This is a genomic window from Micromonospora sp. NPDC049049 (assembly GCF_040649115.1).
Classification (GTDB): domain Bacteria; phylum Actinomycetota; class Actinomycetes; order Mycobacteriales; family Micromonosporaceae; genus Micromonospora.
In genome coordinates, this window is record NZ_JBEZEX010000003.1 from 231,282 (window position 1) to 256,853 (window position 25,572).

The window sequence follows — 25,572 nt, forward strand, 5'->3', positions numbered from 1 at the left end:
TCGTCTCCTGTGTTGCGGTGTGTGGACTTCAGTGTGCCCGGGGTGGTGCCGTCGAGTCCCGGACCACCAACCGGGTGGGCAGGACCACCGGAGTGTCGCAACCGGCACCCCGTTGACTGACGATGGGCCCCGGAGGCCGGGCCCCGAGCGGGTCGAGCAACATCTGGGCGGCCAGCCGGCCCTGCTCGGCAGCGGGCTGGGCGACGGTGCTGAGCCCGAGCACACCGGCCAGGTCGTGGTCGTCGATGCCGACCACGCTGACGTCCTGCGGCACCCGCAGCCCGACGTCGCGCAGGGCGGTCATCGCGCCCATCGCCATCTCGTCGCAGGCGGCGACGATCGCGGTCGGTGGCTCGCCGCGGGCCAGCAACTCGGCGGTGGCCCGGTTGCCACCGTCGATGGTGAAGGTGGACTCGATGTCCAGGGTGGGATCGGGTCGCAGGCCGGCGGAGCGCAGTGCCGTCTGGTAACCCCGGCGTCGGTCGAGGTGGGTGGTGAAGGCCAACTCGTCGTCCGGGTCGCCGGAGATGTGGGCGATCCGGTGATGGCCGAGGTCGATCAGATGCTTGGTCGCGACCCGCGCGGCCGCCACGTCGTCGATCCGTACGCACGGCCAGTTGGGCACTCTGCTGCCCGAGCTGATGGTGACACCGGGCAGTTCCAGCGTGGCCAGCGCGGTCAGGTCGGCCGGACGCAGCGGTGTGGCGACCAGCATCATGGCGTCCACCCGTTTGTGCAGGTTGGCCGTCCGCAGGACCCGCTGGCGGACCTGCTCCCGGCCGCCCAGGTTGTAGAGCAGCAGGTCGTAGCCGGACTGGTGGAGGTACTCCTCGACCGCCTCGACGACGGTGCTGAAGAACCAGCGGGTGATCCGGGGGACCACCACCGCTACCGTGCCGGTCCGGCCCCCGGCGAGCCGGGACGCGCTCGGCGAGACCTCGTAGTCGAGTTGCTCGGCGGCGGCGAGCACCCGCCGCCGGGTGGCGGCCGAGACCGTCGGTAGTCCGCGTAGCGCCCGCGAGACGGTGGCCGTGGAGACTCCGGCCAGCCGGGCCACATCATCGATCCTCGTCACGGTTTCCCCCGCTCGGTGCCCGGAGCGCCCGCCGCCGCCCGAGGGGCCAGGCGGCGGCGGGCGCGCGGGTCAGCCCTTGACGCTGCCGGCGAGCAGACCTCGCACGAAGAAGCGCTGCAGGGACAGGAACACGATGAGGGGTACGACGATGCTGACGAACGCACCGGCGGTGAGGCGCTGCCACTCGTTGCCCCGGGTACCGGCCATCTCGGCGAGCCGGACGGTCAGCGGAGCGGTCTCGTCACCGCCGCCCGCGAAGATCAGCGCGACCAGCAGGTCGTTCCAGACCCAGAGGAACTGGAAGATGCCGAATGCCGCCAGCGCCGGGGTGATCAGCGGCAGCACGATGGTGCGGAAGATCTTCGGGTGGGTGGCCCCGTCGACCCGGGCCGCCTCCATCAGGTCCCCCGGCAGTTGCGAGATGAAGTTGTGCAGCAGGAAGACGGCGAACGGAAGCGCGAAGCAGGTGTGGGCGAACCACACCTGGGCGAACTTCTGCTCGTCGACCAGGTCCCAGGCCGGCATCAGGGTGACGCCGCCGAGGCTGACCCCGGTGGAGAAGAACCTCAGCAGCGGCACCAGGGCCATCTGCAACGGCACGATCTGCAACGCGAAGATCGCGATGTAGACCCAGTCCCGGCCGCGGAAGTTGATCCACGCCAGCGCGTACGCGGCGAGGCACGCGAAGGCGAGCGGGAAGAGCACCGACGGGATGGTGATCGCCAGCGAGTTGATGAAGGAACCGGCGAGCTGCCCGGAGGACGACGAGCGCCCGAACAGGACCTGCTCGTAGTTCTCGAAGGTGAACTGCGGGTTGGTGAAGGCCGTCCACCAGCCGGTGGTCTTGATCTCGTCCTCCGGGCGGAGGGACGAGACGAGCAACCCGAAGGTCGGGATGGTCCAGACCACCGCGATGACGATCGAGACGAGCGTCGCGGTGCGGCTGTTCAACCGCTTGCGGACCCGGCCGGCCGTGGTGGTCGGGGTGCCGTCGGTCTTTTGGGTCCCGGCGGCGACGGTGGGCGTTGCGGTGGTCATCTCAGCCCTCCCGCTGTTGACGGAGGTTACGGATCTGGTAGATCACGACCGGGATGACCAGGAGGAAGAGGAAGACCGCGAGCGCGGAACCCCGCCCGTTCTCGCTGTACCGGAACGCCTGGTTGTACATCTCGTTGGCGATCACGCTGGTGTCGTAGTTGCCGTTCGTCGAGGTCCGGACGATGTCGAAGACCTTGAGCGTGGCGATCGTGAGGGTCACCATCACGACGATCAGCGCCGGTCGGATGCTCGGCATGGTGATCTGCCAGAACATCTGCCACGGGCTGACCCCGTCGAGCCGGGCGGCCTCGACGATGTCGCCGGGGATCGCCTTGATCGCGGCGGAGAGCACCACCATGGCGAAGCCGGCCTGGATCCAGACCATGATGACGATCAGCAGCAGCGTGTTCAGCGGCGATTCGAGCAGCCACTGCTTGGGCTCGCCGCCCAGGCTGACCACGATCTGGTTGAGCAGACCGATCTGGTCGCCCTCACCGCGGTAGGCGTAGACGAACTTCCAGATGATGCTGGCGCCGACGAAGGAGATGGCCATCGGCAGGAAGATCAGTGACTTGGCCACGGACTCGAAGCGGGCCTTGTCCACCAGTACGGCGTAGATCAGGCCGAAACCGGTCGCTACCAGCGGGACCAGGAGCACCCAGATCAGGGTGTTGATCAGGACCCGGACGATCGCGTCGTCGGAGAACATCCAGCCGAAGTTGTCCAACCCCACCCACTCCGTGCTGGTCCTGTTCATCAGGGAGAGCAGCACGGTGCGGATGGCCGGCACGACCAGACCGATGGTGAGCAGCAGCAGCGTCGGCAGCAGGAAGAAGAGCGCGAAGATCCCCTCCCGCTGCTTGGGTCGACGGGGAAGTGGAGCACCACTAACCGAGGCAGCGACGAGCTGCGCCTCCCGTCGCCGGGCGAACCAGGCCGGCACCACGTCGAGCAGCAGTAGGAGACCACCCACCACCAGCACGAAGGCGACCAGCCCGTACATCAGCATGAGGAGCTTCGGCTGCTGATCGGCGAAGTCGAACTCCATCAACCCTCCCTTCCGGGTCCACCTCGGCCGGTGGCCCGGCCCGCGTCAGCGGACCGGGCCACCGCCGGGGATCACTTAGGCCAGCTGCTCTCGATGCCCTGGAGCACCGGGGCGGTCGCCTTGCCGTTCAGCCACTCGACCATGCCCTTCCAGAACGTTCCCGCGCCGACGGCGGCCGGCATCAGGTCGGATCCGTCGAAGCGGAAGGTGCCCGTCTTGTCCTGGAGGATCTGGACGGAGAGCTTGTCGATCGGGCTGGCGACGTTGGCGATGTCCAGCTTGTTGTTCGCCGTGACCCAGTTGCCGAGCTTCGCGCGGCTGTTCACGTACTCCGCCGAGACGAGGTAGGTCTGCACAGCCTGGACCTCGGGACGGTCGGCGTAGCCGACGACGAACTCGCCCGCGCCCAGCACCGGCTTGCCCTTGGCCGGGTCGATGGCCGGGAAGTAGAAGGCGAACGCGTCGCCGTCCTCGGCCACCTTGGTGCCCTCGGGGAACTGGTTGGCGTAGAACGACGCCTGTCGGTGCATCGCGCACTTGCCGGTGGTCACCGGCAGGCCCGCCTCCTGGAAGGCGGTGGTGGTGATGCTCTTGACCCCGCCGAAGCCGCCGTTGACGTACTTCTCGTTCTTGAGGATGCTGCCGGCGCGGTCGACCGCGTCGACGATCTTCGGGTCGTTGAACGGGATGGCGTGGGTGGTCCACTGGTCGTAGACCTCGGGACCCTGCGTACGCAGGACCACGTCCTCGATCCAGTCGGTGGCCGGCCAGCCGGTCGCGTCACCGGACTCGACGCCCGCGCACCACGGCTTGATGCCGCTGGCGGCGATCTTGTCGCTCAGGGCGATGAGCTGGTCCCAGGTGGTCGGAACCTCCCAGCCCTTCTCCTTGAACGTCTTCGGCGAGTACCAGACGAAGGACTTCACGTTGGCGCCGAGCGGCACGCCGTAGAGCGTCCCGTTCACGGTGCCGTACTTCAGCCAGTCGGCCGGCATGTTCTGCTCGGCGAGGGCCTTGGTGTCGGCGCTGAGGGACTTCAGCTTGCCGGCGTCCGCGAAACGCTTCACCAGGCCCGGCTGCGGCACGAAGGCGATGTCGGGGGCGTTGCCACCGTCGACCCGGACGGGGAGCTGCGCCTCGAACTCGCCGCTGCCCTCGTAGTCGATCTCGATGCCGGTGCAGTCCTCGAACGTCTTCCAGGAGTTCCTGAGCAGGTCGGCCTCGGCGTCACGGATGGACGCGTAGATGGAGACCTTCTTGCCGTCGTGGCCCTCGTACTTGTCGTATGCGGCGCACTCCGCGGAACCCGCTTTGCTGCTCTTCTTGTCGTCGCCGGTACCGCAGGCGGTGGCGCTGAGCGCCAGCCCGACTACACCGGCGATCACGAAGGCCTGGCGTGGTCTGGTAAAGACCGCCATGCCGTCCTCCTTCCTAGCCGGCGCGGTCGTGCTGGTGACCCGTCGCCGGTCCGATTGGGCGTGCACACATGTAAGCGCTTGCATCCGGCCCGGTCCACCCCCTGTCAGACACGAGCGAGTAACAATCCGGAAACCTGCGGGCTGCCTGGTTGGGCGCGTTTCCGGGACAGGCTGAGGACTCTTTCGAAGATTGACGATATCTGTCAGGCTGACCCCACCGGATCGAAGGTTTTCGACATAGGAGGAGCTGTATGCGAAAGCGGTGGATCAGCCTGTTGGTGACGGGTCTCCTCGTCGGGGGAGCGCTGGTGCCGGCGACCCCGGCCCTGGCCGCGCCGACCTTCAGGGTGCCGTTCCCGTGCGGGCAGTCCTGGTCCGGGCAGACCCGGTCGGACCACAGCCCGGCCTATGCCGTCGACTTCAACCGCACCGACGACCAGGGCGACCCGGTGGTGGCGAGCGCCCCCGGCACCGTCGACCGGGTGACCGACCTCGGCGGCACCAGCTACGGCAAGTACGTCCGAATCAACCACGGGGGCGGTTACAGCACGTACTACGCCCACCTCAGCGGCTTCAACGTCTCCGTCGGGCAGACGGTCGGGTACGGCAAGGTGATCGGCTGGGTCGGCAGCACCGGCGGATCGACAGGCCCCCACCTGCACTACGAGCAGCGCCTCAACGGCGCCGACATCCAGGTCCGCTTCAACGGCAGCCTCGCGCTGTACTGGGGCACCAAGAGCTACACCAGTGGCAACGGGTGTTCCTCGGGCGGCGGTAACGGCACCGTCGACACCAGCGGCACGCCACTGACCGTCCGCTCCGGCCCCGGCACTGGGTACGCCTCGGTGGGCACCGTCGCCGACGGCACCCGGGTGACGATCGCCTGCCAGACCAGTGGCACCACGGTCACCGGCACGTACGGCACCAGCTCGATCTGGGACCGGATCGGCTCCGGCCGCTACATCGCCGACGCGTACGTGTACACCGGCTCCGACGGCTACATCCCGGGCGTGCCCCGCTGCTGACCCGGTGACTGTCACGGTCCCCGGCGGGCGTCGCCGCCGGGGACCGTGCGGTCAGTTGTTGAGCTGCCAGATCGCCAGGTTCAACGCGGCGGCGAAGGTGACCCAGGCCCAGTACGGCAGCAGCAGCGCCGTCGCCACCCGGGACACCCGGGCGAACAGCACCACGGTCAGGCCGATCGCCAGCCACATCAGCACGATCTCGGCGAACGCGAGACCGTACTGCCCGGCGCCGAAGAACAGCGGGGTCCAGATCGCGTTGAGCACCAGTTGGGTGGTCCACGCCCAGAGGGCGGGGGAGAAGCCGACCCGGCGCCACACCAGCCAGCCGGCCACCGCGATCAGCGCGTAGAGCAGTGACCAGACCGGGCCGAAGAGCCACGAGGGCGGGGCCCAGCCGGGCTGCCGCAGGTTCGCGTACTCCGCAGTGGTGCCCTGCACGCCCAGGCCGCCGATCGCGGCCGCGACGAACACCGCCGCCGCGAAACCGGCGAGGGCCCACCACGCCCGCCGTCCGGAGCTCGCTGGCGCCTCCTGAGACATCTCCATGGTCGAGATATTTCCCCTCGGCTTCGGCTGAAACCGCCGAGCCCTCGGGGTCGGCTCAAACCGCCGAGCGGAAGGGCGGTTCACCGGGCCGGCAGCCACAAAAAAGCGCCGGGATCGCCGCGGCCGGTGCTTCTGTCGGGAGGACGAAGCTCCGGTCGCGGCGACCCCGACGGGTCCCGGTGTTAGAGGTACGAGCGCTAATTGAAGATGCTGACACCACCCGGGCCGACCAACAGCCCGACAACGATGAGGACGATGCCCCACAGGATCTGCCGGCGGAACAGCGCGAGGATGCCGGCGACCACGAGTACGACTGCGAGAATCCAGAGAATCAGCTCCATGACCTCTGACTACCCGACTGGCCGATCGGGGAAACCTGGTCGGTGTCGAGTTGATCGCCGACATGAAAGACGCTGTACGCCTGCTTGATCACCGGGTGCGCGACGTTGCGGACGCGTACCCCGCCGGGGGTCGTGCCGCGCTCGGTGCCGGCGTGCGCGTGCCCGTGCACGGCCAGCGCCGTGGGCGCCGAGTCGATCGCCTGCCCCAGCTGGTACGACCCCAGGAAGGGGTAGATCTCCAACGGCTCGCCGGCGAGCGTGTCCGGCACCGGCGAGTAGTGGGTGAGCGCGACCAGCATGTCGCAGTCCAGCGAGCGCAGCGCCGCACCGAGACGGTCGGCGCTCTCGGTGGTGGTCCGTACGAAGGCCTTCATCTCCGGCTCGCCGAAGTCGCTGGCGCACCGCCCGGCGAACCCGCCGCCGAAGCCCTTGACGCCGGCGATGCCGAGCCGGCCACCCGCGCAGTCCAGCACGACGCCGTTGCCCTCCAGCACCGTGATGCCCGCGTCCTCCAGCACCTTGACCACCTGTGGCACCTGGTCACACTGGTGGTCGTGGTTGCCGAGCACTGTCACCACCGGTACGGCCAAGCCGCCGAACTCCTCCGCCACGCAGCGCGCCTCGGCCTCGGTGCCGTGCCGGGTCAGGTCCCCGGCCAACAGCAGCACGTCGGCGCACTCCGGCAGTTCCTCCAGCGCCGGTCGGAACCGGCCGACCACGTCCTCGTCCAGATGCACGTCGCCCACAGCGGCAATCCGGATCACCATGGAACCTCCCTCAGGGCAGTTGCTCGATCTCCGTGGGCGCTTGGGCGCGGATCACCCCGATGTCGCTGGTGACAGGCACGTCCGGGAAGCGCTCGGACACCCGACGCAGGATCTCGTCCCGTCGGTGCGGACTCTCCACCTCGCCGTAGAGCACGAGGGCGCGTTCCCGTCGAACCACTGTGATCCCCTGTTCGGCGACGGCGGGGTCCTCGACGAGCAGCCGTTGGATCTCCGCCTCGACGTACTCGTCAGGTGGCCCGGTGTCGATGTCGCGATGGTGGGTCACGATGTCCCCTCTCCTGGCTGGGTGCCGGCGGCCGACACCACCTCCAGCCGGTCCAGCAGCACCAGGAACGCCTCGGCGTACGGCGAGTGCTGCGTCTCCTTGCGTACCCGTTCCCAGTCGATCTGCTCCCGCAGTGAGCGGGCCAGCGGCAGACCGCGGGCGAAGTCGCAGTAGTGCTGGGAGAAGCTGAGCAGTTTGTGCACCATCAGCTGGGTCGCGGACAGCACCGGCATGCGAATCGCGTCCACCGGTCGGACGACGGTGTCGGCGAACGTCTCCTCGGTGACCGGAGTCTCGATCGGCCGGTGGATCAGGTCCACCATCCGGCCGTCGTCGAAGACCTTCACCAGCCAGTCCTCCGGCGGACGCTCCGCGACGAAACCGGCGGCCACCAGGGCCTCCAGTGCCTCTTCCACGTCGGCCTCCCGGATCAGGAAGTCGACGTCGTGATCGCTGGAGTGCCCCCCGTGGGCGTAGACCGCGAAGCTGCCGCCCAGGGCGAACGGAATCTCGGACTGCTTGAGCACGGCGGCGACCTTCTTGAGGGTGTGCACCAGACTCTCGTCTCCGCGCTCAGCCATCTGGTTCCTCCGTCGTCGTGTTGGTGGACCGGCGGTTGGATTTCGAACTCCGGTACCCGGCATTCCGTTCGTCCACACCTGCTGGTGTCTCGGTCGGGCGTGAACAGGGATGAAGCACCACAAACCTCGCGGACCATGTGCGTGGGTCGGATAACCTGTGGAGGGTGGCCAGATCATCGGGGATGCGACGACGCAAGGCCCGATTGCGCACTGTCGCCCTGATCGGGATCGACGGTTCGGGTAAGACCACGCAGGCACACCGGCTGGCCGACGCGCTGACCGCCGCCGGGCGCCCCGCCACCTACCGCCGCAACGCCAGTGGCCGCCGCTGGCTCGGCCGGATCGCCCAACGCCTCGGTCGGCCGGACGCACAGCGGCTCGTCGGTCGCGACGGTGTGCTGGCAGTGGAGTCGGTACTGCGCTGGCTGGCCATCGCCATCGCCCTGATCAGCTGTCTGCTCACCGGCCGGACGGCGGTCATGGACCGCTACTCGGCCTGCCAGTACGCGAGCATCCGGGCGCACGGCGGGCAGCGCTGGGAGCGGCTCGCCCGGGCCGGCTACCGGCTGTTCCCGACCCCGCAGGTGACCTTCCTGCTCGCCGTCGACCCGGCGGAGGCGTACCGGCGTATCGAGGAACGCGGCACCGACCACGAGACGATGGGATGGTTGACCGCTGCCGACACCGCCTACCGGGCACTGCCCGAGTACCCCACCTTCGTGCTGGTGGACGCGGGCCGCCCGGCCGAGGAGGTGACCGAGCAGATCCAGGCGCATCTGGAGACCTGGCTACCGCCGTCCGCCCCGGGCGGAGAGGACCTCGGCCCGGTGGTGGCTCAGGCCCGCCCGTAGACCGGCACTGTGGCACCACTGGTCGGGGCGGAGTCCGCCGACGCGAGGAACCGGATCACCGGCGCGATCTCTGCCGGGGTGACCCAGCGGGAATGGTCGGCGTCGGGCTGGGCCGCCCGGTTCGCCGGGGTGTCGATGACGCTGGGCAGCACCGTGTTGCAACGGACGTTCTGCGAGCGGTACTCCACCGCTACCGCGTTGGCGAAGGCCAGCACCGCCGCCTTGGCCGTCGAGTAGCCGGCCGCGCCGCGGAACGGGGTGACCGCCGCGCGGGCCGAGACGCAGACCACCGCGCCGCCGCCGGACTCCACCAGGTGCGGGAGCGCGGCCTGGGTGACCAGATAGGTCGGCCGCAGGTTGACGGTGAGCATCCGCTCGAACTCCTCGACCGGGGTCTCGTGCACCAACCCGCCGCTGGCGTACCCACCGACGAGGTTGACCACCGCGCGCAGCGGCGCCGCCGGGTCGCCGGTCGCGGCCTCGACCGCCTGCGCCGCGCCCGCCGGCTCGCCCAGGTCCGCGACAACGCGGACCAGTCCGGCCATCGCCGGCTCCGACCCGGGCCGGGCTTTCCGCTCCGGTACGACCACCCGCCAGCCCGCCTCGACGAACGCGGTGACGACCGCCCCGCCGAGCCCGCCGGAACCCCCGGTCACCAACACGCTGCGCTCTCCCATGAGCCCCACGCTAGTGCCCCGCCCCCTTCGAGCCCCTCCGCCGATCATGAAGTTGTTGCCGTGACACGCCGATCCGAGGGGCAACAACTTCATGATCGCGGTCTGCCGTCGGCAGATTGGCTGGGATGTCCGGACCTCGGGGGCGCAGGATCGGCGGATGCGGATCCTCATTCTCGGTGGCACCAGGTTCCTCGGTCGGGCCACGGCGCAGCTTGCCGTCGAACAGGGTCACGATGTGACCTGCGCCGCCCGGGGCGTGTCCGGCGCGGTGCCGGCCGGGGCGCGGTTCGTGGCGGCCGACCGGGATGATCCCGAGTCGCTCGTCCCGCTCGCCGCCGCGGGCTTCGACGCCGTGGTCGACGTGACCCGCCAGATCAGCCACGCCCGGCACGCGCTCGCCGCGCTCGCCGACCATGTCGGCCACTGGTCGTTCGTGTCGACGATCTCGGTGTACGCGGACTACACCACCCCGGGCCAGACCGCTGCGGACGCGCCGATCCTGCCGCCCGCCCCGCCGGACGTGGACGGTCCCATCGGCCCGGACCACCGCTGGTACGGCGAGTGCAAGGTGAGCATCGAGGAGCTGGTCCGGGAGCGGGTGGGCGTGGACCGTTCGTTCATCTGCCGGGCGGGGCTGATCGTCGGCGCGGAGGATCCGAGCGACCGTTTCCCGTACTGGGTGCGGCGGCTGTCGGCCGGTGGCGAGGTGCTGGCCCCCGGGCGCCCGACCGATCGGGTGCAGTTCGTGGACGTCGCCGATCTGGCGCGTTGGTTGCTGCACGCCGCCGGCACCGGCCTCGGCGGCACGTACGACGGCTCCGGTCCGGCGATGTCCCGGGCCGACCTGTTGGCCGGAGTGGCCGCCGGGCTGGGCGTCCCCGATCCGGTCCTCACCTGGGTCGACCAGGAGTTCCTGCTGTCCCACGACGTACGCGAGTGGTCGGGGGAGCGGGCGTTGCCGCTCTGGGTGCGACTGCCGGAGACCGCCGGCCTGATGGACCGGGACGTCCGGCCGGCCCTGGACGCCGGTCTGACCGTCCGTCCGCTGGCCGATACCGTTCGGGCGACGGCGTCGTGGATGGCCGCACACCCGGCGGCCGTCCGGCAGGGTGGACTCGACCCGGCGGATGAGGCGGCGATCCTGGGGAAGTGGCAGGCTGTGCGGGACCGGTGATCCCGGCGATCGAAGTTTCCCCCATGTCGGACAGTCATAGTTGACGCTCACGCTTGGTGAAAGTAAGTTTCATCCGTGGCGAAGAGTCCGAAGATTTCTGCGAGTCACGAGCCCGGTGGGCTGATCGTCCACATCAGCGGGCTGTTGCCATCGCTGTCGCCCGCCGAGCAGCGGGTCGCCCGGCTGGTCGTCTCCGACCCGGCGGCCGCCGCCCGGCGGACAATCACCGACCTCGCCACCGCAGCCGAGACTTCCGAGGCGACGGTCATCCGGTTCTGCCGTTCGGTGGGCATGGACGGTTACCCCCAACTGCGCATCCGCCTCGCTGCCGAGGCCGCCCGCCGGATCGAACCACCGGACGCCCGCGTCGTCGGCGGCGACATCCCGCCCGGTGCCGACCTCGCCCAGATCATCGCCACCATCGCGTTCAACGACGCCCGCGCCGTCGAGGAGACCGCCGAGCAACTCGACCCCGCCGTCTGCGAGCAGGTGGTCGAGGCGATCAGCGGTGCCGCTCGGATCGACATCTACGGCGCCGGCGCCAGCGGGTTCGTCGCCTCGGACTTCCAGCAGAAGCTGCACCGCATCGGCCGGATCGCCTTCTACTTCCCGGACGTGCACACCGCGCTGACCTCGGCCGCCCTCCTGGGCCGGGGAGACGTGGCGATCGGCATCTCGCACACCGGCACCACCTCCGACGTGATCGAGGTGCTGGAGCAGGCCCGTACCCGCGGTGCCGTGACAGTGGCGCTGACCAACTTCCCGCGCTCGCCGATCACCGACGTGGCGGACTTCGTGTTGACCACGGCGGCCCGGGAGACCACCTACCGCTCCGGCGCGACGGCCAGCCGGCTGGCCCAGCTCACAGTGGTCGACTGCCTCTTCGTCGGGGTGGCCGCCCGCAACCGCGCCCGGGCCCGCAAGGCCCTGGAGGCGACCGCCGAGGCGGTCCAGTCGCACCGGGTGGGTGCCAACCGGAGGCGGGCATGACGGCCGGTGCGGAGATGCCCGCACGGCCCGCTCGCCCCACGGTCCGGGTGGGTGCCCCCACCGAACGACGTAACCCGCTCAGCGTCGACCTCGACCTGATGTCGACGCGGGACGTGCTCACCGTGATCAACGAGGCGGACCGACGGGTGCCCGCAGCGGTCGCCGCGGTGCTCGACGAGATCGCCACCACCGTCGACCTGGCTGTCGCGGCGCTACGCGGCGGTCACCGGGTGCACTACTTCGGGGCCGGCACCTCGGGCCGTCTGGGCGTGCTCGACGCGGCCGAACTGGCCCCCACCTTCAACTCGCCCCGACACTGGTTCTGCGCACACCTCGCGGGAGGCCCGGACGCCATGTGGCGGGCCGTCGAGGACGCCGAGGACGACGACCGGGGCGGCGCGGTCGAATCGGCCAGTTGTGTACGGGCCGGGGACCTGGTGGTCGGACTGGCGGCCAGCGGACGCACCCCGTACGTCCTCGGGGCGCTGTCCGCAGCCCGCGCCAAGGGCGCCTCGACGGTGCTGCTCTGCGCCAATCCGGAGGCGGAGGCCGCCCGGTCGGTCGACGTGTTCATCGGGGTGGACACCGGACCCGAGGTGGTCACCGGGTCGACCCGGATGAAGGCGGGCACAGCGCAGAAACTGGTGCTCAACACGTTCTCGACCGCCGTCATGGTGCGTCTGGGCCGGGTCTACTCGAACCTCATGATCGATATGGTGGCCACCAACGCGAAACTTCGCGGACGAATGATCTCGATTCTGGTCGAGGCCACCGGTTGCTCCGAGGAGCTTTCCCAGCAGGCCCTCACCGAGGCCGACGGGGACCTGAAGACGGCGCTCGTCGCCCTCGTCTCGGGTGCCGAGATCGACGCTGCCCGGGCCGCGCTGGCCCGCTCGGCCGACCAGGTGCGCGGCGCCCTCGCCCTGCTCGCCTCATAGCGCCCCCGTCCCGTCCCCCGGGAAGCGAACGGGCCCTCGGATTGTTCATCTGGCCGGAGGGTAATAACACCCCCGTGAATGAACCGACCGGCTCACCGGTGCGTATCTGGCAGTGACCAGGATCGCATCCTGGTGGTGACCCGGGTCGCTGTGTCCCCACGGCGGGTGGTGTTGCCATGGTGCGGTAAACCCGTACGTGGTGCCCAGTGGCGAGCCACCCGATGGGGTGCTGACAGCAAACATGGATCGTGCTCTCAGCTACTACTCAGGCATTCGTGACACTTTCGACTCACGACGAGGAATCCCCGACACGTCTCATCTGTTGTGTAGGTGTCAGCACCGATGGGCACAGCAGAAGTTACCAGGGGCTGACAGGTGTGGGGAATGGCAAGGAACCGGGCAACCGGCGCGAGCGAGGGGACCGTGGGCAACGTGGACAAGAACATCGGCATGCGAACCGATCAGGTCGCCGAGGAACGCGACCTGGTGGGCGTCTACCTGCACGAGATCTCCCGGACGCCACTGCTGGACGCCGCCCGGGAGGTAGAGCTCTCCAAGGCGATCGAGGCCGGCCTCTACGCTGAGCACCTGCTCGGCGAGGAGACCGTCCGCGCCGGTGTCGACCGGGCCGACCTGGAGTGGCTGGTCGTCGAGGGCGAGCGGGCGAAGGACCTCTTCATCCGCGCCAACCTCCGACTGGTCGTGTCGATCGCCCGGCGCTACGTGCGCTCGGGCATGCCCATGCTGGACCTGATCCAGGAGGGCAACACCGGCCTCGTCCGGGCGGTCGAGAAGTTCGACTACGAGCGCGGCTACAAGTTCTCCACCTACGCCACCTGGTGGATCCGCCAGGCGATCAGCCGGGCGATCGCCCAGCAGGAGCGCACCGTGCGTCTGCCGGTGCACCTGGTGGAGGACGTCAACCGGATGCGCAACGTGGCGCGGCAGCTGACCCGTGAGTTGGGCAGCGACCCGGAGCCGGAGCAGATCGCGGCATCCCTCGGCGTCACCGTCGAGCGGGTGAACGAGTTGCGCCGCTGGTCGCAGGACACCGTTTCGCTGGACACCCCGGTCGGCGACGACGGCGACACCAGCCTCGGCGACCTGGTCGCCGACAGTGACGCGCCGTCGCCGGAGGACATCGTCCTCAGCGGTCTGGAGCGGCAGCGCATCGAGGGGCTGCTCAACCACCTCGACGACCGGTCGGCCGGCATCATGCGGGCCCGCTACGGGCTGGAGGACGGTCGGGAGCACTCGCTCACCGAGGTCGCGTCACGGTTCTCGCTGTCCCGCGAGCGGATCCGGCAACTGGAGATCCAGGCCCTCGGCCGGCTCCGTGAGCTGGCCCGGGCGGAGGGGCTGCAGGCGGCCTGACCTGGTAGTAATGACGGCGAACGGCCGGCGTCCGATAGGGGGACGCCGGCCGTTCGCCGTCATTGACAGTGGTTAGCGGACCCGGCCGTAACCGTGGATGGACATCATGTTCATGCCACGCTTGAGCACGTTGCGACCGGCGCTGGGCGCGTCGATCACCTGACCGTCGCCGACGTAGAGGGCGACGTGCCCGAGCCCGCTGTAGAAGATGAGGTCGCCGGGGCGTAGCTCGCCCCGCCCGATGTGGGCGACAGCGCTCCACTGCATCCGGGCGCTGTGCGGCAGCGACTTGCCGGCCGCCCGCCAGGACGCCAGGGTCAGCCCGGAACAGTCGTAGCCGTCCGGCCCTTCGCCCGCCCACTTGTACGGCTTGCCGATCGCCCCGAACGCGTACCGCACGGCTGTTCCGGCAGCACCGGACACGGCGGGCACGTTCCTGGCCTCGGTCGTCGCTGCCTTGGGCGCGGGTCGCTCAGTGGCGGCCCCGTACGCCTGCCGGCGCAGCTCGTACAGCTTGGCCAGGTCCTGTTCGATCTGCTTCTTGGCCGCGGCGAGCTGACGGGCCTGTGCGGCCTGCCGGGTCAAGGTCGTGCCCAGGCGGGCCTTCTCGTCGAGCAGCCGCCGCTGGTCGGTGGTAAAGCCGGAGATGCGCTCCTGCCGCTGGCGGGTCAACTGCTCGATCGTGCCGAGCCGGTCCAGCAGCGCAGCCGAGCCGCCCGCGCGCAGCAGGGCGTCCGCGGTGCGCAGGCCGCCACTCTTGTACGCCGTGGAGGCGATTTCGGCCACGTCGGCCCGGCTCTGCTCGACCTGCTGTTCGAGCGGGCCAATGCGGGTCTGTAATCGGGCCACGGCGGCCTCGTTTGTCTTGATCTCCTCACGCAACTTGTTGTACGACTCGACGACCCGCTCCAACTCGGCCGAGGACGTCTCGATCCGGCGGGTCAGGTCGGCGGGGGACGGCTCGGCCTGGGCCACCGCCGTCGGGGCGATCAGCGCGGCCGACATGCCGACCAGCGCCACGGTGCGCAGCAGATTTCTCAGGGATGACAAGAGCGGAAGGCCCCTCTCCCACGGCCGCCGGGGCTGCTGACGCCCTCGACGACACCGGCCGGGGCCACCCGGGCGGACGGCACTGGGCCGGACCGGCTTGCCCAACCTAACCCGAGACGGATGTGACTCGCAGTTGAAGCAGGGGCGAAAGTTGGGAGAGTTGCGGGTCGGGCCGGTGGGCTGGGTGGCGCCATCGTGGCTGATGACACCTGCGAACGAGGGAACATCGCCCTTTTCGCGGCGTACTGACAGATTTATGACTTTCGTCGTTCCGGGCTTATGCCGCCGGATTCCTGGTGGCCATAACCGATAAAAGCTGAAATGGATGCGGTTTCTCGGCGATCTCACCCAGTCGGGGTGAGCTGTCGTGACCCGGTAAATGCCCAGGTCGACTGGCGGCGCCGCAACACAATGAAGTCCGGAGCCGGGAATCCCGTCGGCAGGCAGCGATGACTGTCGCCAGCGGGCCCACTCGGCCAACCGTCCCCTTCGGGAGGAACCGTGAATCGTGAAGGCGCAAAGACGCGACCGCCGCGAACGGTGCCGGGCGCCCGGTCGACCCTGCTGTACGCGCGGCCCGGCATCATCGTGACCATCGACCGGTTCACCATCGGTCGGAACAGTTACCGGGTCGCCGACCTGACCCATCTGCGTACCACCCGGGGTCCGCACGACCGGATCGCCGTCCGGGCCGTGGTCATCACCGCCAGCATGCTCGGCGGTGTGGGGGTGCTTCTCGGCTTCACCGGCGGTCTGCACCGCCTCACCGCCGGGGCGTACCTGATCCTCGGCGCCGTGTTCCTGCTCCCGGCCGCTCTCGCCCTGGTCGGCGATCGCTGGCGCCCACCGCCACACGAACTGTGGGGGTGGTACCAAGGCTCGGAGGTGCTGCTGTTCAGCGCCGACGACGAACGACAGTTCGGCCAGGTCACCCGGTCGCTGCTCCGGGCCCGGGAGGTCAACCGCTACGGCAGTTGGGTCGACCCGATCGCCGAAGCGGATCCGTGGCGGCCCAACCGCTGATGCGGCGCGACCGGCGTGAAGGTCGGCGCAAGCAATCTTCACGCCCGCTGACCGTCATCGCGGGAGGACGGGCTCCGGAGTCCGCTCGGCCTGCGGCGCTGCCACCCAGGCGCTGACCCGGCGCTCGGCGTAGAACGAGACGAACGGCACCGTGCCGGCCAGCATCACCAGCAGCATCCGCTTCAGCGGCCAGTCGGCTCGGCGGCTCAGATCGAACGCGGCCACCAGGTAGATCATGTAAAGGAAGCCGTGCGCCGGCCCGATCGTCTCCACGACGACCGGATTGTCGAACGCGTACTTCAGCGGCATGCCGACCACGACCAGCAGGATCAGCACCACGCCCACGATCCAGGCGATCACGCGGTACCGGGTAAGGGCAGCGCCCACCTTCGTCCGTCCTTCCGAACCCGGCTCAGCCGGGATAGTCGCCGGGCCGGGCGCCCGGATTGGCGTTCAACCATGACAGGTAGTGGTTGTAGGCGGCCAGGTCGTTGTCCTCGACGACGTCCCCGGTGGCGGGCACCCGGGACACCCGCACCGGGCGGCGTACCCCCGGTCGGGACCCGGTGGTGACCGCCGGCGCCGGCTCGACGGCCGGATCCGCTGGCGGCGCGTCGGCCTCCGTCGCCCTGCGGCGGGCCATCTTCACCTCACGCCACCAGACGTAGACCACGAAGCCGGCGAAGATCGGCCACTCGACCGCGTACCCCCAGCTCAGGCTGTTGCCGGCGGTGGCCCGGCTGATCTGCCACCAGCCCAGCCCCAGGAAGCCCACGACCAGCACGACCATGGCCACGTGGCGTGCGATCCACGCCGGGGTCCAGAGCCGCCTCATGACATTGAGGGTACCGGGGACGCCATCGGTCTCCGACACCGTGTCGTAGTCGTCGACTCGTCGCCTTGGTTTGGCGTCACCGCGCCTGGGCAATCGTTTAGACGCCAGCCCAAACGAGATCAAGGGGGGCGATCATGACCGGATCGGTACGTGAGGACGGCTTTGCGTCCAGCGGTAGCGCGGATACGAGCCCGGAGCAGCGGGTGCCCGAGTGGGGCGGCGATCAGCTCGCCGACCCGGCCGGCGCACCCGGCCTCGACGACGACCTGCTCGGCATCGACCCGACGGAGCTTTCCGACGAGGACCTGATCCGTGAGATGCACAGCCTGCACCGAACCCGCCTGGACACCCTGCGGCACGCTGCCGACTCCGCACTCGCGAACCACCTCCGGCGCACGGCGGAGTTGGAGACCGAGTACCTGGCCCGACACCCGGGTCGCGAGGTCGATCCCAGCCGCCTGCGGGACGCGTGATGCCGGCGCGCGCTGTGCGCGGCATGTCCGCGCCACCCGAGGTGGTCTTCAGCACAGCCACCGACCCCGACCGTGCCTCGGCCTGGCTGCCGGAGCCGCTGCGCGGCGACGGCAGCCCCGCCGCGGAGATCAGCGGCGAGGAGCTGCGCGCCCGCTGGGGCGACGGCGACGCCGACGACTGGTCCGCCGAGATCCGGGTGGAGCCGGCCGATTCCGGTGGCGCGCGGATCCAGCTGGACCTGGCCGACGGGTCCGGCGGGCCCGGTCCGGACCAGCTTGCCGACGAGGCGCTCACCAACCTGGCACGCGAGGTCGCCGACAACCTCCAGGCCGGCTGAGTCGGCCACGCGCGACGCCGTTCCCGCACCACCACGACACATGAGGAGATCGGGTGAGCGACACTGGCCTGCGGCAGAAGGCGGCCCGGCTGCGCCGGGCGTACGCGCCGCACGAGCACCGGCCGCTCGGCGGCTACCTGGTGGCGATGGGCGCCTACGCCGGGGTGACCGGGGCTCTCGCCGGCCTGGTCAAGGCGACGGGCCGGCCGGTGCCGGAGCGTCCCGCGCCGTCCGACGTGGTGCTGCTCTCCATCGCCACGCACAAGCTGAGCCGGTTGCTGTCCAAGGACGCGGTGACCAGCCCGTTGCGGGCGCCGTTCACCCGCTACGACCGCCCGATCGGCAGCGGCGAGGTGATGGAGCAGGTCCGCGACTCGGGCAGCCCCACCCGGCATGCCATCGGCGAGCTGCTGAGCTGCCCGTTCTGCCTGGCGGTCTGGGTGGCCACCGGGCTGACCGGTGGCCTGGTGCTCGCGCCCCGGCTCACCCGCCTGGTGGCGACCGCGCTGACGGCGGTCGCCGCGTCCGACTTCCTCCAGATGGCGTACGCGACGGCGCAGCAGGCCGCCGAGGGCGGGCACGACGACTGAAAGCCAAAAAAGGGGGGCCGGCCTGCGCCGGCCCCCCTTTTTTCGTACGCCTTCAGCGCTGCATGCCGGACCAACCGTGCGGCGACTCCGGTTCCCGTTCGTCCTCGTCCGCCCCGGTGATGATGTCCCGATCCACCGCCGTGCGGTCGTGCTCGTTGGCGAAGTCCGGCTCGGGCGTGGTGTCCCTGCCCTTCGGGGGCTGACCCAGCGCCGGCACCTTCTCGTCGTGGTCCTCGTGGTGCGTCATGTCGGTGTCCCTTCCGCGGTCGCTCAGCCGACCGAGCCGCCCAGCAGGTCACTGGCCTCGTCCACCGCGTACTCACCCTCGGGGAGCGCGTCGATGCGGGCGAGCAGCTCCGGCGGGAGTTCTGCGGCCACCGCCTGACGGTAGATCTCCGCCTGCTCAACCCGCTCCTGGCCTCGGAAGATGCCGTCGAGCAGGTCGTCGAGTGCCCGGGTGTCCGGCTCGTCGGCCAGTGGTGAGTCGTCGGTCACGTCGATCAGCTACCCGGGGCGGAATCGGTCAAACGTCACCCCGTCGCTGGCCTGCGCTCTTGGGCCGACGGCCCCGCAACCCTTCCTTTGCTCTGCACCCGCCGATGCGACGGTCACGCTTCGTGAGTGGTGCGCGGAGGGGTGCAGAGCAAAGGGAGACACAAAGCAGCGCGGGGGCGGGGGCGGGCAGAGCGACAGCGCCGCCCCCGGCCTTGTGGGCCGGGGGCGGCGCTGGTGTCGGTGTGCAGGTCGCCTCTCGGCGAGTGGCACTACGCGGCTCCAGCCGGACGGTATTCCGCGAAGGCTATTTAGGTGAGGCCCGGGGACACTGGACACACCGACACCCCAGTCAACGAGCCGACCCCCGTTCGTGTTCCGCCGGTCGTGGTGTCGGCGGTCACACCGTCGTGGGCAGGGTGGCCCGACGGGCCCGCACAGCCGAGGCGAGGTGGTCGAGCACCTCGGCGGTGTCGTCCCAACCCAGGCAGGCGTCGGTGACCGACCGCCCGTACTCCAGCGTCCGGGTCGGGTCGAGCTCCTGCCGGCCGGGCAGCAGGAACGACTCCAGCATCACGCCGGTGATCCCGCGCTGACCTGCGGCCAGTTGGGCGGCCACGTCCGCGGCCACCAGCGGCTGGTTACGGTGGTCCTTGCCGCTGTTGGCGTGACTCGCGTCGATCACCAGCCGCTCCGGCAGGTCGGCGGCGCGGAGCAGGTCGAGTGCCCCGGCGACCGACTCGGCGTCGTAGTTGGGTCGGCCGCCCCCACCGCGTAACACGAGGTGCCCGTCGGTGTTGCCCCGGGTGTGCATGATCGCCGGGGTGCCGGAGAAGTCGATGCCGGGGAAGACGTGTGGCACCCCGGCGGCGCGGATCGCGTCCACGGCCGTGCCGATGCTGCCGTCCGGGCGGTTCTTCATGCCGATCGGCATGGACAGGCCGGAGGCGAGCTGGCGGTGCACCTGGCTCTCCACCGTGCGCGCACCGATCGCGCCCCAGCCCACCGTGTCCGCGATGTACTGCGGGGTGATCGGGTCCAGGAACTCGCAACCCACCGGAAGGCCGAGGCGGAGCACGTCGAGCAGCAGCGCCCGGGCCAGCCGCAGACCGGTGTTGACGTCCCCGCTGCCGTCCAGGCCGGGATCGTTGATCAGGCCCTTCCAGCCGACGGTGGAGCGCGGCTTCTCGAAGTAGACCCGCATGACGATCAGCAGGTCGTCGGCGAGCCGGTCGGCTGCCGTCCGCAGACGCTGCGCGTAGTCCAGGGCGGCGGCCGGGTCGTGCACCGAGCAGGGACCGACCACAACCAGCAGGCGGTCGTCCTCGCGGTCCAGCACGCGACCGACCGCGCGGCGGCCGGTCAACACGGCCGCTGCGAGCGGGGCGTCCAGGGGCAACTCGTGGTGCAGCAGGGCGGGCGTGGTCAGCGGCACGACACGGTCGATCCGCTGATCGCTGACCCGATCGGTCTCCGGGGTCGTCACGGTGGGCATCCTTTCGCCGACCGTGCCGGGGCCGGTGCCCGGGACGAGCCGGCTGCTCGTACGCAAAAGGGCAGGAACGACAGCTCCTGCCCAGCCGGCTCGGTCCGTGGTGACATCAGTTCATGGTGAAGTCACCGGCGTGCGAGCCGGCTGCCTAAACCATCGATAGGAACGCGTCACCGGGCCAGCGTACCCGACCGGACGCGTTCCCCCGTGCTGTCGTCCCAAGATGCGGGGTGAAGATCGCGTGCCGGGGACGCGGTCGGGGTAACAGGGGTGCCATGACACACGAGCAGAGCGATCAGGACCGGGTGGAGTCCCGTGCGCACCACCTCCTGCCCGAGGAGGAGGCGGTGGGCAGCGACGACCCGGAGGCGCAGGCGGAGGCCATCCTCGCCGAGTCGGACATCCGCACCGCTGACCAGAACGCCGCTCCGGACACGGTGCTGGAGCGTCGTACCTCGGATCAGACAGTGGTGGCGGTCGAACCGCCGGACTGAGCGGTCGCCCCGCGTGCCCGGCGCGACCCCCGGTAGGTCTGGTCACGCAGCCAGGCCAGCGGACCTGCCACCCGCAGCTCGGGTGGCAGGTTGCGCACCGGGTCGAACGCGAGCGCACTGTCCTCCTCGGCGCTGAGCTGGGCGCCGAGGCTGACCTGCCCGACCAGTCGCCACGGCCCCACCGCCGACGCGACCGCGAGCACCAGGCGCGGGGTGTCCGTCCGGGTCGCGGCGGACGCCGCGGCCAGGCTGCGACCGAGGTCGGCCGAGTCGGGGTCGGCCAGCGCGGCCAGCCAGAGGCGGCGCCGGCCCGCGCGGTAGAACGTGATCGTGCTGTACGTGCCGGTGAAGCGGCGTCGCGGCAGCGGCAGGTTCCGCAGCACCGGGGCCGCGCCGCTGGAGCTGACCAGCAGATCGAACGGCCGGCCGCCGTCGCTGTGCAGGCGCAGCGCCAGGCCCAGGACGTCGGGCCAACTGCCGGGCGTGGGCGTTCCCTTGGAAAGCCGGATGGTGGTCCGGTACTGGCCGGGCTGGTCCAGCAGCGCGACCCCGGTGGGCGGTCCGGGCGTACCCCAGATCACCGTCTCTCCGACGAACGAGCGACCGGCCGGATGCAGCAACCGGCCGCGGCGCAGCCGGCCGAGTGCGGTGCTGGCGCGTTCGACGGCGGTGGCGGCCCGGCCGGCGGGCCGGAACGGAGGCTGGGTGACGGTCATTGCTCTCCGGTACCCCGCGCGGCGGCTCCGAAGCCGCCCGGGTCGGCTCGCCGACCGACGGCACGTCACCTTTCCGCCTCCGAGATCGGATAGCGTCGGGGCATGCCCGACAGCGGTTACCCCTGGCCCATTCAGACGTCCCGACTGGACAACGGCCTGCGCGTGGTGGTGAGTGAGGACCGCACCGCGCCCGCAGTGGCCGTCAACCTCTGGTACGACGTCGGCTCCCGACATGAGCCGGCCGGGCAGACCGGTTTCGCCCACCTCTTCGAGCACCTGATGTTCGAGGGCTCGGTGAACGTGGCGAAGACCGAGCACATGAAGCTGATTCAGGGCTCCGGCGGCTCGCTCAACGCCACCACCAACCCGGACCGGACCAACTACTTCGAGACGGTCCCGGCCGAGCACCTGGAGCTGGCGCTCTGGTTGGAGGCCGACCGGATGGGCGGCCTGGTCCCCGCCCTCACTCAGGAGACGCTGGACAACCAGCGGGACGTGGTGAAGAACGAGCGCCGGCAGCGCTACGAGAACGTGCCGTACGGCGACGCCTGGCTGCGATTGCTGCCGCTGCTCTACCCGCCGGGGCACCCGTACCACCACGCGACGATCGGCTCCATGGCCGACCTGAACGCCGCCGACCTGGCCACCTTTCAGGCGTTCCACCAGACCTACTACGCGCCGAACAACGCGGTGCTCACAGTGGTCGGCGACGCCACCGCTTCCGACGTGTTCGCGCTCGCCGACAAGTACTTCGGCGCGCTGCCCGCCCGCGACGACATCCCGCCGGCACCGGACGGCCGCACCGTCCCCGCCACCGGGCAGACGGCCGTCGAGTCGGTGAGCGCCGACGTGCCGGCGCCACGGGTCTACATCGCCCACCGCAGCTACCCGTTCGGCACCCCCGGATACAACGTGATCACCGTGCTCGCCACCATCCTGGGCAGCGGCCGGGGCAGCCGGCTCTACCAGCGCCTCGCCGACGGCGAGCGGATCGCGCAACCGGACCTGGTCGGGGCGTACGGGGTGGACCTCGCCCACGCCCCGGCACCGCTGATCGCCACGGCCACCGCCCGCCCCGGAGTGAGCGCCGAGCGGCTCGCCGAAGGGCTGGCCGAGGTCGTCGACGAGTTGGCCACGGTGCCGGTCACCGCCGCCGAGCTGGATCGCGCCAAGGCGTTGCTCAGCACCGGGTGGTGGCGTCAGCTGTCCACCGTCGACGGCCGCGCGGACCTGCTCGGCCGGTACACCACGCAGTTCGGTGACCCGGCCCGCATCGCCGAGCAGTTGCCGGCCCTGCTCGCTGTCACCGCCGAGCAGATCGCCGAGGCCGCCGCCGACGTGCTCGCCACCGACCGGGTGACCCTGACCTACCTGCCCGAGGAGACCTCATGACGCTGATCGCCGACCGTCCCGGCCCGGGCGCCGCCCGCCCGTACCGGTTCCCGCCGGTGGTCCGCCGCGCCGCGGCCGGTGGTCAGGTCGTCGCCGCGCACCTGCCGGGGCAGAACCTCGCCGTGGCCCTGCTGCTGCTCGACGTGGGCGCGGGCCAGGAGCCGGTCGGCAAGGAGGGTCTGTCCGGCGTGCTGGCCAAGGCGTTGGAGGAGGGCACCGCGCAGCGGGACGCCGCCGCATACGCGCTCGCCGTCGAAGGACTCGGCACCGCTCTGTCGACCGGTCTGGACTGGGACTCGTTCCAGGCCAGCGTGGTGATCCCGGTGGACCGGCTGAGCGCCGCCGTGGAACTGCTCGCCGAGGCGGTCCGGACGCCGAAGCTCGACCCCGCCGACGTACGCCGGGTCCGTGACGACGAGGCGACAGCGCTCCGGATGGACTGGGCCAACCCCGGCCCGCGCGCCGACGCCGCGCTGCGGGCCGACCTGTTCGGCGCCCAGAACCGCTGGGGACGGCCGATGCACGGCGACCCGGAGTCGGTCGCCGGGTTGGACGTGGAGGACGTCACGGTCTTCCACTCGGAGTGGTTCCTGCGCCCCGGCACCCTGATCGTCGCCGGTGACCTGGACCGGATCGACCTGGACGCGCTGGCCGCCGCGGCGTTCGCCGGCACCGGTGGTGGTCCCGCCGAGCGCGGCGGTCCCATCGAGGTGCCGCTGCACAGCGGTCGCCGGATCATCCTGGTGGACCGGCCCGGCTCGGTGCAGTCCACGCTGCGGCTGGGTCACCCGTCACCGCACCGGGCGCACCCCGACTACGTGCCGATGACGCTCGCCGGCACCGTGCTCGGCGGGGCGTTCACCTCCCGACTCAACCACCTGCTGCGGGAGGTGCACGGCTACACCTACGGCATCCGGGGCGACTTCGCCGCGTCGCGGCGGTTCGGTCGGTTCGCGGTCAGCTCCGGTGTGCAGACGGCGGTCACCGCGCCGGCCCTGGTCGAGGCGGTGGGCGAGATCACCCGTACCCAGGCCACCGGGGTGACCGAGGAGGAGCTGGAGGTGGCCCGCTCCTGGCGTGCCGGGCAGCTCTCGGTCGAGTTGCAGAGCCCTCGGGCGATCGCCTCCGCGCTGACGACCCTGGTGGTGCACGACCTGCCGGACGACTACCACGCGCGGTTGCGCGAGTCGCTGCTCTCCGCCGACGTGGCCCAGGTCTCCGCGGCGGCAGCCACCCACCTGCACCCGGAAGCTCTCACCCTGGTCATCGAGGGCGACGCCGCGGTGATCCGCGACGACCTGGAGGCCACCGCCCTGGGAGACCTCCTCCCCTAACCCCGAAAGCGCCGTTGATCAAGAGGTTTGCGTCACCCGGAGCGCGACTCCTGACGCAAACCTCTTGATCGACGGCTGTGGGGCCGCGGTGTGAGGTGGACCCGGGGGGTGGGAAAGGGGTCCCGGTTTCGGGGGTGGGGTCGGTAGCCTCGCGGGCATGAGGATCGGCATTGTGGGGGCCACCGGCCAGGTCGGTGGCGTGATGCGGCAGGTGCTGGCGGAGCGGGAGTTCCCAGCGGAGCAGGTGCGGTTGTTCGCCTCGGCGCGGTCCGCCGGGCGTACGCTGCCGTGGCGCGACGGCGAGGTGACAGTCGAGGACGCCGCGACCGCGGACTATTCCGAGCTGGACATCGTGCTCTTCTCGGCCGGTAAGGGCACCGCCCGGGAGTTGGCCCCCCGGGTCGCCGAGGCCGGCGCCGTGGTGATCGACAACTCGTCGGCGTTCCGGATGGACCCGCAGGTGCCGCTGGTGGTCGCCGAGGTCAACCCGCGCGCTGCCCTGGACCGGCCCAAGGGCATCATCGCCAACCCGAACTGCACCACGATGGCCGCGATGCCGGTGCTGCGTCCGTTGCACGCCGAGGCTGGCCTGGTCGGCCTGGTCGTCTCCACCTACCAGGCGGTCTCCGGCGCCGGGCTGGCCGGCGTCGCCGAGCTGGACGAGCAGGTCCGCAAGGTGGCCGAGCACGCCGCTGGGCTGGCCTTCGACGGATCGGCCGTGGAGTTCCCCGCGCCGCGCTCGTTCACCCAGCCGATCGCCTTCAACGTCCTCCCGCTGGCCGGTTCGATCGTCGACGACGGCTCGTTCGAGACCGACGAGGAGCAGAAGCTCCGCAACGAGAGCCGCAAGATCCTGGATATCCCCGACCTGTTGGTCTCCGGCACCTGTGTCCGGGTGCCGGTCTTCACCGGGCACTCACTCCAGATCAACGCCCGCTTCGCCAGGCCGCTCACCCCGCAGCGCGCCCACGAACTGCTGGCCGACGCGCCCGGCGTGGCACTGACCGACGTTCCGACGCCGTTGCAGGCCGCCGGCCAGGACCCGACCTACGTGGGCCGGATCCGCGCCGACGAGACCGTCGAGTACGGGCTGGCGCTGTTCTGCTCCAACGACAACCTGCGCAAGGGCGCCGCGCTGAACGCTGTGCAACTCGCCGAGCTGGTCGCCGCCGAGCGCCGCTGACCGGCACGGTCGCTGAAACGACGAACAATCA

At 70.5% G+C, this 25,572-nt stretch carries 31 protein-coding genes; 14 read left to right on the plus strand and 17 right to left on the minus strand.

The window, feature by feature from the left end; translation table 11 throughout:
* Positions 1 to 28: 28 nt before the first annotated feature.
* From AB0B68_RS05170 to AB0B68_RS05185, 4 genes are all read right to left on the minus strand, one after another.
* Positions 29 to 1,075 (minus strand): LacI family DNA-binding transcriptional regulator, encoded by a 1,047-nt coding sequence (locus AB0B68_RS05170; RefSeq protein WP_357257931.1) that lies wholly within the window; start codon positions 1,073 to 1,075, stop codon positions 29 to 31.
* Positions 1,076 to 1,144: 69 nt separating this feature from the next.
* Positions 1,145 to 2,113, minus strand: coding sequence for a carbohydrate ABC transporter permease (locus tag AB0B68_RS05175; protein WP_357208069.1), 969 nt, complete (start codon positions 2,111 to 2,113; stop codon positions 1,145 to 1,147).
* A gap of 1 nt (position 2,114) precedes the next feature.
* The gene (locus AB0B68_RS05180; RefSeq protein ID WP_355008967.1) at positions 2,115 to 3,161 is read right to left on the minus strand and encodes a sugar ABC transporter permease; all 1,047 of its coding nucleotides are present in this window, start codon (positions 3,159 to 3,161) and stop codon (positions 2,115 to 2,117) included.
* A 71-nt stretch (positions 3,162 to 3,232) separates the two neighbouring features.
* Entirely contained in the window at positions 3,233 to 4,579 is a 1,347-nt protein-coding gene (locus AB0B68_RS05185; protein ID WP_357208072.1) for an ABC transporter substrate-binding protein, read from the minus strand.
* Between the two features lie 251 nt (positions 4,580 to 4,830).
* Here AB0B68_RS05185 and AB0B68_RS05190 point away from each other — a divergent pair, with 251 nt between their 5' ends.
* Positions 4,831 to 5,604: a peptidoglycan DD-metalloendopeptidase family protein gene (locus AB0B68_RS05190; RefSeq protein WP_357208074.1), complete on the plus strand. Its 774-nt coding sequence runs from the start codon at positions 4,831 to 4,833 to the stop codon at positions 5,602 to 5,604.
* 51 nt (positions 5,605 to 5,655) lie between these two features.
* Here the strand turns inward: AB0B68_RS05190 and AB0B68_RS05195 are convergent, their stop codons facing one another.
* The 5 genes from AB0B68_RS05195 to AB0B68_RS05215 form a co-directional block, all read right to left on the minus strand.
* The gene (locus AB0B68_RS05195) at positions 5,656 to 6,150 is read right to left on the minus strand and encodes a TspO/MBR family protein (protein ID WP_357257933.1); all 495 of its coding nucleotides are present in this window, start codon (positions 6,148 to 6,150) and stop codon (positions 5,656 to 5,658) included.
* 197 nt (positions 6,151 to 6,347) lie between these two features.
* Complete coding sequence (locus tag AB0B68_RS05200) at positions 6,348 to 6,491, minus strand: GPGG-motif small membrane protein (protein ID WP_007464364.1); 144 nt, start codon at positions 6,489 to 6,491, stop codon at positions 6,348 to 6,350.
* Entirely contained in the window at positions 6,482 to 7,258 is a 777-nt protein-coding gene (locus tag AB0B68_RS05205) for a metallophosphoesterase (protein ID WP_112621865.1), read from the minus strand. The genes AB0B68_RS05200 and AB0B68_RS05205 overlap by 10 nt, the downstream gene beginning before the upstream one ends.
* Before the next feature lie 10 nt (positions 7,259 to 7,268).
* Positions 7,269 to 7,544: a hypothetical protein gene (locus AB0B68_RS05210; protein WP_355008963.1), complete on the minus strand. Its 276-nt coding sequence runs from the start codon at positions 7,542 to 7,544 to the stop codon at positions 7,269 to 7,271.
* Positions 7,541 to 8,302 (minus strand): nucleotidyltransferase, encoded by a 762-nt coding sequence (locus AB0B68_RS05215; RefSeq protein ID WP_357257935.1) that lies wholly within the window; start codon positions 8,300 to 8,302, stop codon positions 7,541 to 7,543. Before AB0B68_RS05215 ends, AB0B68_RS05210 begins: the two co-directional genes overlap by 4 nt.
* A gap of 5 nt (positions 8,303 to 8,307) precedes the next feature.
* Between AB0B68_RS05215 and AB0B68_RS05220 the strand changes: the two genes are divergently transcribed.
* Positions 8,308 to 8,976, plus strand: coding sequence for a thymidylate kinase (locus AB0B68_RS05220; protein ID WP_357258046.1), 669 nt, complete (start codon positions 8,308 to 8,310; stop codon positions 8,974 to 8,976).
* Here the strand turns inward: AB0B68_RS05220 and AB0B68_RS05225 are convergent.
* Positions 8,961 to 9,653 (minus strand): SDR family NAD(P)-dependent oxidoreductase, encoded by a 693-nt coding sequence (locus tag AB0B68_RS05225; protein ID WP_357207548.1) that lies wholly within the window; start codon positions 9,651 to 9,653, stop codon positions 8,961 to 8,963. The two genes, AB0B68_RS05220 and AB0B68_RS05225, sit on opposite strands and share 16 nt — an antisense overlap.
* A 157-nt stretch (positions 9,654 to 9,810) precedes the next feature.
* Between AB0B68_RS05225 and AB0B68_RS05230 the strand changes: the two genes are divergently transcribed.
* From AB0B68_RS05230 to AB0B68_RS05245, 4 genes are all read left to right on the plus strand, one after another.
* On the plus strand, positions 9,811 to 10,827 hold the full coding sequence (locus tag AB0B68_RS05230; protein WP_357257937.1) for an NAD-dependent epimerase/dehydratase family protein: 1,017 nt from the start codon (positions 9,811 to 9,813) through the stop codon (positions 10,825 to 10,827).
* A gap of 75 nt (positions 10,828 to 10,902) precedes the next feature.
* Entirely contained in the window at positions 10,903 to 11,817 is a 915-nt protein-coding gene (locus AB0B68_RS05235; protein ID WP_355008959.1) for a MurR/RpiR family transcriptional regulator, read from the plus strand.
* Complete coding sequence (gene murQ, locus AB0B68_RS05240; protein WP_355008958.1) at positions 11,814 to 12,755, plus strand: N-acetylmuramic acid 6-phosphate etherase; 942 nt, start codon at positions 11,814 to 11,816, stop codon at positions 12,753 to 12,755. Before AB0B68_RS05235 ends, murQ begins: the two co-directional genes overlap by 4 nt.
* Positions 12,756 to 13,139: 384 nt before the next feature.
* Positions 13,140 to 14,129, plus strand: a complete 990-nt coding sequence (locus AB0B68_RS05245; RefSeq protein ID WP_355008957.1) for a sigma-70 family RNA polymerase sigma factor — start codon at positions 13,140 to 13,142, stop codon at positions 14,127 to 14,129.
* Between the two features lie 72 nt (positions 14,130 to 14,201).
* Here the strand turns inward: AB0B68_RS05245 and AB0B68_RS05250 are convergent, their stop codons facing one another.
* The gene (locus tag AB0B68_RS05250; protein ID WP_357257939.1) at positions 14,202 to 15,179 is read right to left on the minus strand and encodes an NlpC/P60 family protein; all 978 of its coding nucleotides are present in this window, start codon (positions 15,177 to 15,179) and stop codon (positions 14,202 to 14,204) included.
* Positions 15,180 to 15,680: 501 nt separating this feature from the next.
* On the opposite strand from AB0B68_RS05250, the gene AB0B68_RS05255 reads away from it, so the two are divergent.
* Positions 15,681 to 16,202 carry a DUF6232 family protein gene (locus tag AB0B68_RS05255; RefSeq protein ID WP_357206483.1) on the plus strand — a complete coding sequence of 174 codons (522 nt, stop codon included), beginning with the start codon at positions 15,681 to 15,683 and terminating at the stop codon, positions 16,200 to 16,202.
* A gap of 54 nt (positions 16,203 to 16,256) precedes the next feature.
* Here AB0B68_RS05255 and AB0B68_RS05260 read toward each other — a convergent pair whose 3' ends face one another.
* Both AB0B68_RS05260 and AB0B68_RS05265 read right to left on the minus strand, forming a co-directional pair.
* Positions 16,257 to 16,589: a DUF3817 domain-containing protein gene (locus AB0B68_RS05260; RefSeq protein WP_357206485.1), complete on the minus strand. Its 333-nt coding sequence runs from the start codon at positions 16,587 to 16,589 to the stop codon at positions 16,257 to 16,259.
* A 25-nt stretch (positions 16,590 to 16,614) separates the two neighbouring features.
* Positions 16,615 to 17,037 (minus strand): hypothetical protein, encoded by a 423-nt coding sequence (locus tag AB0B68_RS05265; RefSeq protein WP_357206487.1) that lies wholly within the window; start codon positions 17,035 to 17,037, stop codon positions 16,615 to 16,617.
* A 134-nt stretch (positions 17,038 to 17,171) separates the two neighbouring features.
* Here AB0B68_RS05265 and AB0B68_RS05270 point away from each other — a divergent pair, with 134 nt between their 5' ends.
* Genes AB0B68_RS05270 through AB0B68_RS05280 form a run of 3 tightly spaced genes read left to right on the plus strand, consistent with a single transcriptional unit; the run spans position 17,172 to position 18,438 of the window.
* Complete coding sequence (locus AB0B68_RS05270) at positions 17,172 to 17,510, plus strand: DUF6158 family protein (protein WP_357206489.1); 339 nt, start codon at positions 17,172 to 17,174, stop codon at positions 17,508 to 17,510.
* The gene (locus tag AB0B68_RS05275) at positions 17,510 to 17,848 is read left to right on the plus strand and encodes an SRPBCC family protein (RefSeq protein WP_238678168.1); all 339 of its coding nucleotides are present in this window, start codon (positions 17,510 to 17,512) and stop codon (positions 17,846 to 17,848) included. The genes AB0B68_RS05270 and AB0B68_RS05275 overlap by 1 nt, the downstream gene beginning before the upstream one ends.
* 53 nt (positions 17,849 to 17,901) lie before the next feature.
* Positions 17,902 to 18,438, plus strand: a complete 537-nt coding sequence (locus tag AB0B68_RS05280; RefSeq protein ID WP_355008951.1) for a DUF1360 domain-containing protein — start codon at positions 17,902 to 17,904, stop codon at positions 18,436 to 18,438.
* A 52-nt stretch (positions 18,439 to 18,490) separates the two neighbouring features.
* Here the strand turns inward: AB0B68_RS05280 and AB0B68_RS05285 are convergent, their stop codons facing one another.
* The 3 genes from AB0B68_RS05285 to AB0B68_RS05295 form a co-directional block, all read right to left on the minus strand.
* The gene (locus tag AB0B68_RS05285; RefSeq protein WP_091405645.1) at positions 18,491 to 18,685 is read right to left on the minus strand and encodes a hypothetical protein; all 195 of its coding nucleotides are present in this window, start codon (positions 18,683 to 18,685) and stop codon (positions 18,491 to 18,493) included.
* Between the two features lie 23 nt (positions 18,686 to 18,708).
* A complete protein-coding gene (locus tag AB0B68_RS05290) occupies positions 18,709 to 18,942 on the minus strand; it encodes a hypothetical protein (protein WP_355009012.1) in 234 nt (77 codons plus the stop codon).
* Between the two features lie 388 nt (positions 18,943 to 19,330).
* Positions 19,331 to 20,425, minus strand: coding sequence for a 3-deoxy-7-phosphoheptulonate synthase (locus tag AB0B68_RS05295; RefSeq protein ID WP_357206493.1), 1,095 nt, complete (start codon positions 20,423 to 20,425; stop codon positions 19,331 to 19,333).
* 272 nt (positions 20,426 to 20,697) lie between these two features.
* Here AB0B68_RS05295 and AB0B68_RS05300 point away from each other — a divergent pair, with 272 nt between their 5' ends.
* A complete protein-coding gene (locus AB0B68_RS05300) occupies positions 20,698 to 20,916 on the plus strand; it encodes a hypothetical protein (RefSeq protein WP_355008950.1) in 219 nt (72 codons plus the stop codon).
* Here the strand turns inward: AB0B68_RS05300 and AB0B68_RS05305 are convergent.
* Positions 20,883 to 21,632: a phosphodiesterase gene (locus AB0B68_RS05305; RefSeq protein ID WP_357257942.1), complete on the minus strand. Its 750-nt coding sequence runs from the start codon at positions 21,630 to 21,632 to the stop codon at positions 20,883 to 20,885. The two genes, AB0B68_RS05300 and AB0B68_RS05305, sit on opposite strands and share 34 nt — an antisense overlap.
* 102 nt (positions 21,633 to 21,734) lie before the next feature.
* On the opposite strand from AB0B68_RS05305, the gene AB0B68_RS05310 reads away from it, so the two are divergent.
* The 3 genes from AB0B68_RS05310 to AB0B68_RS05320 all read left to right on the plus strand — a co-directional run bounded on the left by AB0B68_RS05310 (position 21,735) and on the right by AB0B68_RS05320 (position 25,541).
* Entirely contained in the window at positions 21,735 to 23,024 is a 1,290-nt protein-coding gene (locus AB0B68_RS05310) for a pitrilysin family protein (RefSeq protein WP_357206497.1), read from the plus strand.
* Positions 23,021 to 24,358 (plus strand): pitrilysin family protein, encoded by a 1,338-nt coding sequence (locus AB0B68_RS05315; protein WP_357206499.1) that lies wholly within the window; start codon positions 23,021 to 23,023, stop codon positions 24,356 to 24,358. The genes AB0B68_RS05310 and AB0B68_RS05315 overlap by 4 nt, the downstream gene beginning before the upstream one ends.
* Before the next feature lie 157 nt (positions 24,359 to 24,515).
* Complete coding sequence (locus tag AB0B68_RS05320; protein WP_357257944.1) at positions 24,516 to 25,541, plus strand: aspartate-semialdehyde dehydrogenase; 1,026 nt, start codon at positions 24,516 to 24,518, stop codon at positions 25,539 to 25,541.
* Positions 25,542 to 25,572: the final 31 nt, after the last annotated feature.

Bases quoted from the DNA above. Each gene is read 5' to 3' on its own strand.
- AB0B68_RS05185 (WP_357208072.1), bottom strand. From the start codon at position 4,579: ATGGCGGTCTTTACCAGACCACGCCAGGCCTTCGTGATCGCCGGTGTA.
- AB0B68_RS05295 (WP_357206493.1), bottom strand. From the start codon at position 20,425: ATGCCCACCGTGACGACCCCGGAGACCGATCGGGTCAGCGATCAGCGG.
- AB0B68_RS05230 (WP_357257937.1), top strand. From the start codon at position 9,811: ATGCGGATCCTCATTCTCGGTGGCACCAGGTTCCTCGGTCGGGCCACG.
- AB0B68_RS05245 (WP_355008957.1), top strand. From the start codon at position 13,140: ATGGCAAGGAACCGGGCAACCGGCGCGAGCGAGGGGACCGTGGGCAAC.
- AB0B68_RS05175 (WP_357208069.1), bottom strand. From the start codon at position 2,113: ATGACCACCGCAACGCCCACCGTCGCCGCCGGGACCCAAAAGACCGAC.
- AB0B68_RS05315 (WP_357206499.1), top strand. From the start codon at position 23,021: ATGACGCTGATCGCCGACCGTCCCGGCCCGGGCGCCGCCCGCCCGTAC.
- AB0B68_RS05265 (WP_357206487.1), bottom strand. From the start codon at position 17,037: ATGAGGCGGCTCTGGACCCCGGCGTGGATCGCACGCCACGTGGCCATG.
- AB0B68_RS05180 (WP_355008967.1), bottom strand. From the start codon at position 3,161: ATGGAGTTCGACTTCGCCGATCAGCAGCCGAAGCTCCTCATGCTGATG.
- AB0B68_RS05220 (WP_357258046.1), top strand. From the start codon at position 8,308: ATGCGACGACGCAAGGCCCGATTGCGCACTGTCGCCCTGATCGGGATC.
- AB0B68_RS05305 (WP_357257942.1), bottom strand. From the start codon at position 21,632: ATGACCGTCACCCAGCCTCCGTTCCGGCCCGCCGGCCGGGCCGCCACC.
- AB0B68_RS05300 (WP_355008950.1), top strand. From the start codon at position 20,698: ATGACACACGAGCAGAGCGATCAGGACCGGGTGGAGTCCCGTGCGCAC.
- AB0B68_RS05310 (WP_357206497.1), top strand. From the start codon at position 21,735: ATGCCCGACAGCGGTTACCCCTGGCCCATTCAGACGTCCCGACTGGAC.
- AB0B68_RS05215 (WP_357257935.1), bottom strand. From the start codon at position 8,302: ATGATCTGGCCACCCTCCACAGGTTATCCGACCCACGCACATGGTCCG.
- AB0B68_RS05200 (WP_007464364.1), bottom strand. From the start codon at position 6,491: ATGGAGCTGATTCTCTGGATTCTCGCAGTCGTACTCGTGGTCGCCGGC.
- AB0B68_RS05205 (WP_112621865.1), bottom strand. From the start codon at position 7,258: ATGGTGATCCGGATTGCCGCTGTGGGCGACGTGCATCTGGACGAGGAC.
- AB0B68_RS05270 (WP_357206489.1), top strand. From the start codon at position 17,172: ATGACCGGATCGGTACGTGAGGACGGCTTTGCGTCCAGCGGTAGCGCG.
- AB0B68_RS05320 (WP_357257944.1), top strand. From the start codon at position 24,516: ATGAGGATCGGCATTGTGGGGGCCACCGGCCAGGTCGGTGGCGTGATG.
- AB0B68_RS05275 (WP_238678168.1), top strand. From the start codon at position 17,510: ATGCCGGCGCGCGCTGTGCGCGGCATGTCCGCGCCACCCGAGGTGGTC.
- AB0B68_RS05285 (WP_091405645.1), bottom strand. From the start codon at position 18,685: ATGACGCACCACGAGGACCACGACGAGAAGGTGCCGGCGCTGGGTCAG.
- AB0B68_RS05190 (WP_357208074.1), top strand. From the start codon at position 4,831: ATGCGAAAGCGGTGGATCAGCCTGTTGGTGACGGGTCTCCTCGTCGGG.
- murQ (WP_355008958.1), top strand. From the start codon at position 11,814: ATGACGGCCGGTGCGGAGATGCCCGCACGGCCCGCTCGCCCCACGGTC.
- AB0B68_RS05225 (WP_357207548.1), bottom strand. From the start codon at position 9,653: ATGGGAGAGCGCAGCGTGTTGGTGACCGGGGGTTCCGGCGGGCTCGGC.
- AB0B68_RS05195 (WP_357257933.1), bottom strand. From the start codon at position 6,150: ATGGAGATGTCTCAGGAGGCGCCAGCGAGCTCCGGACGGCGGGCGTGG.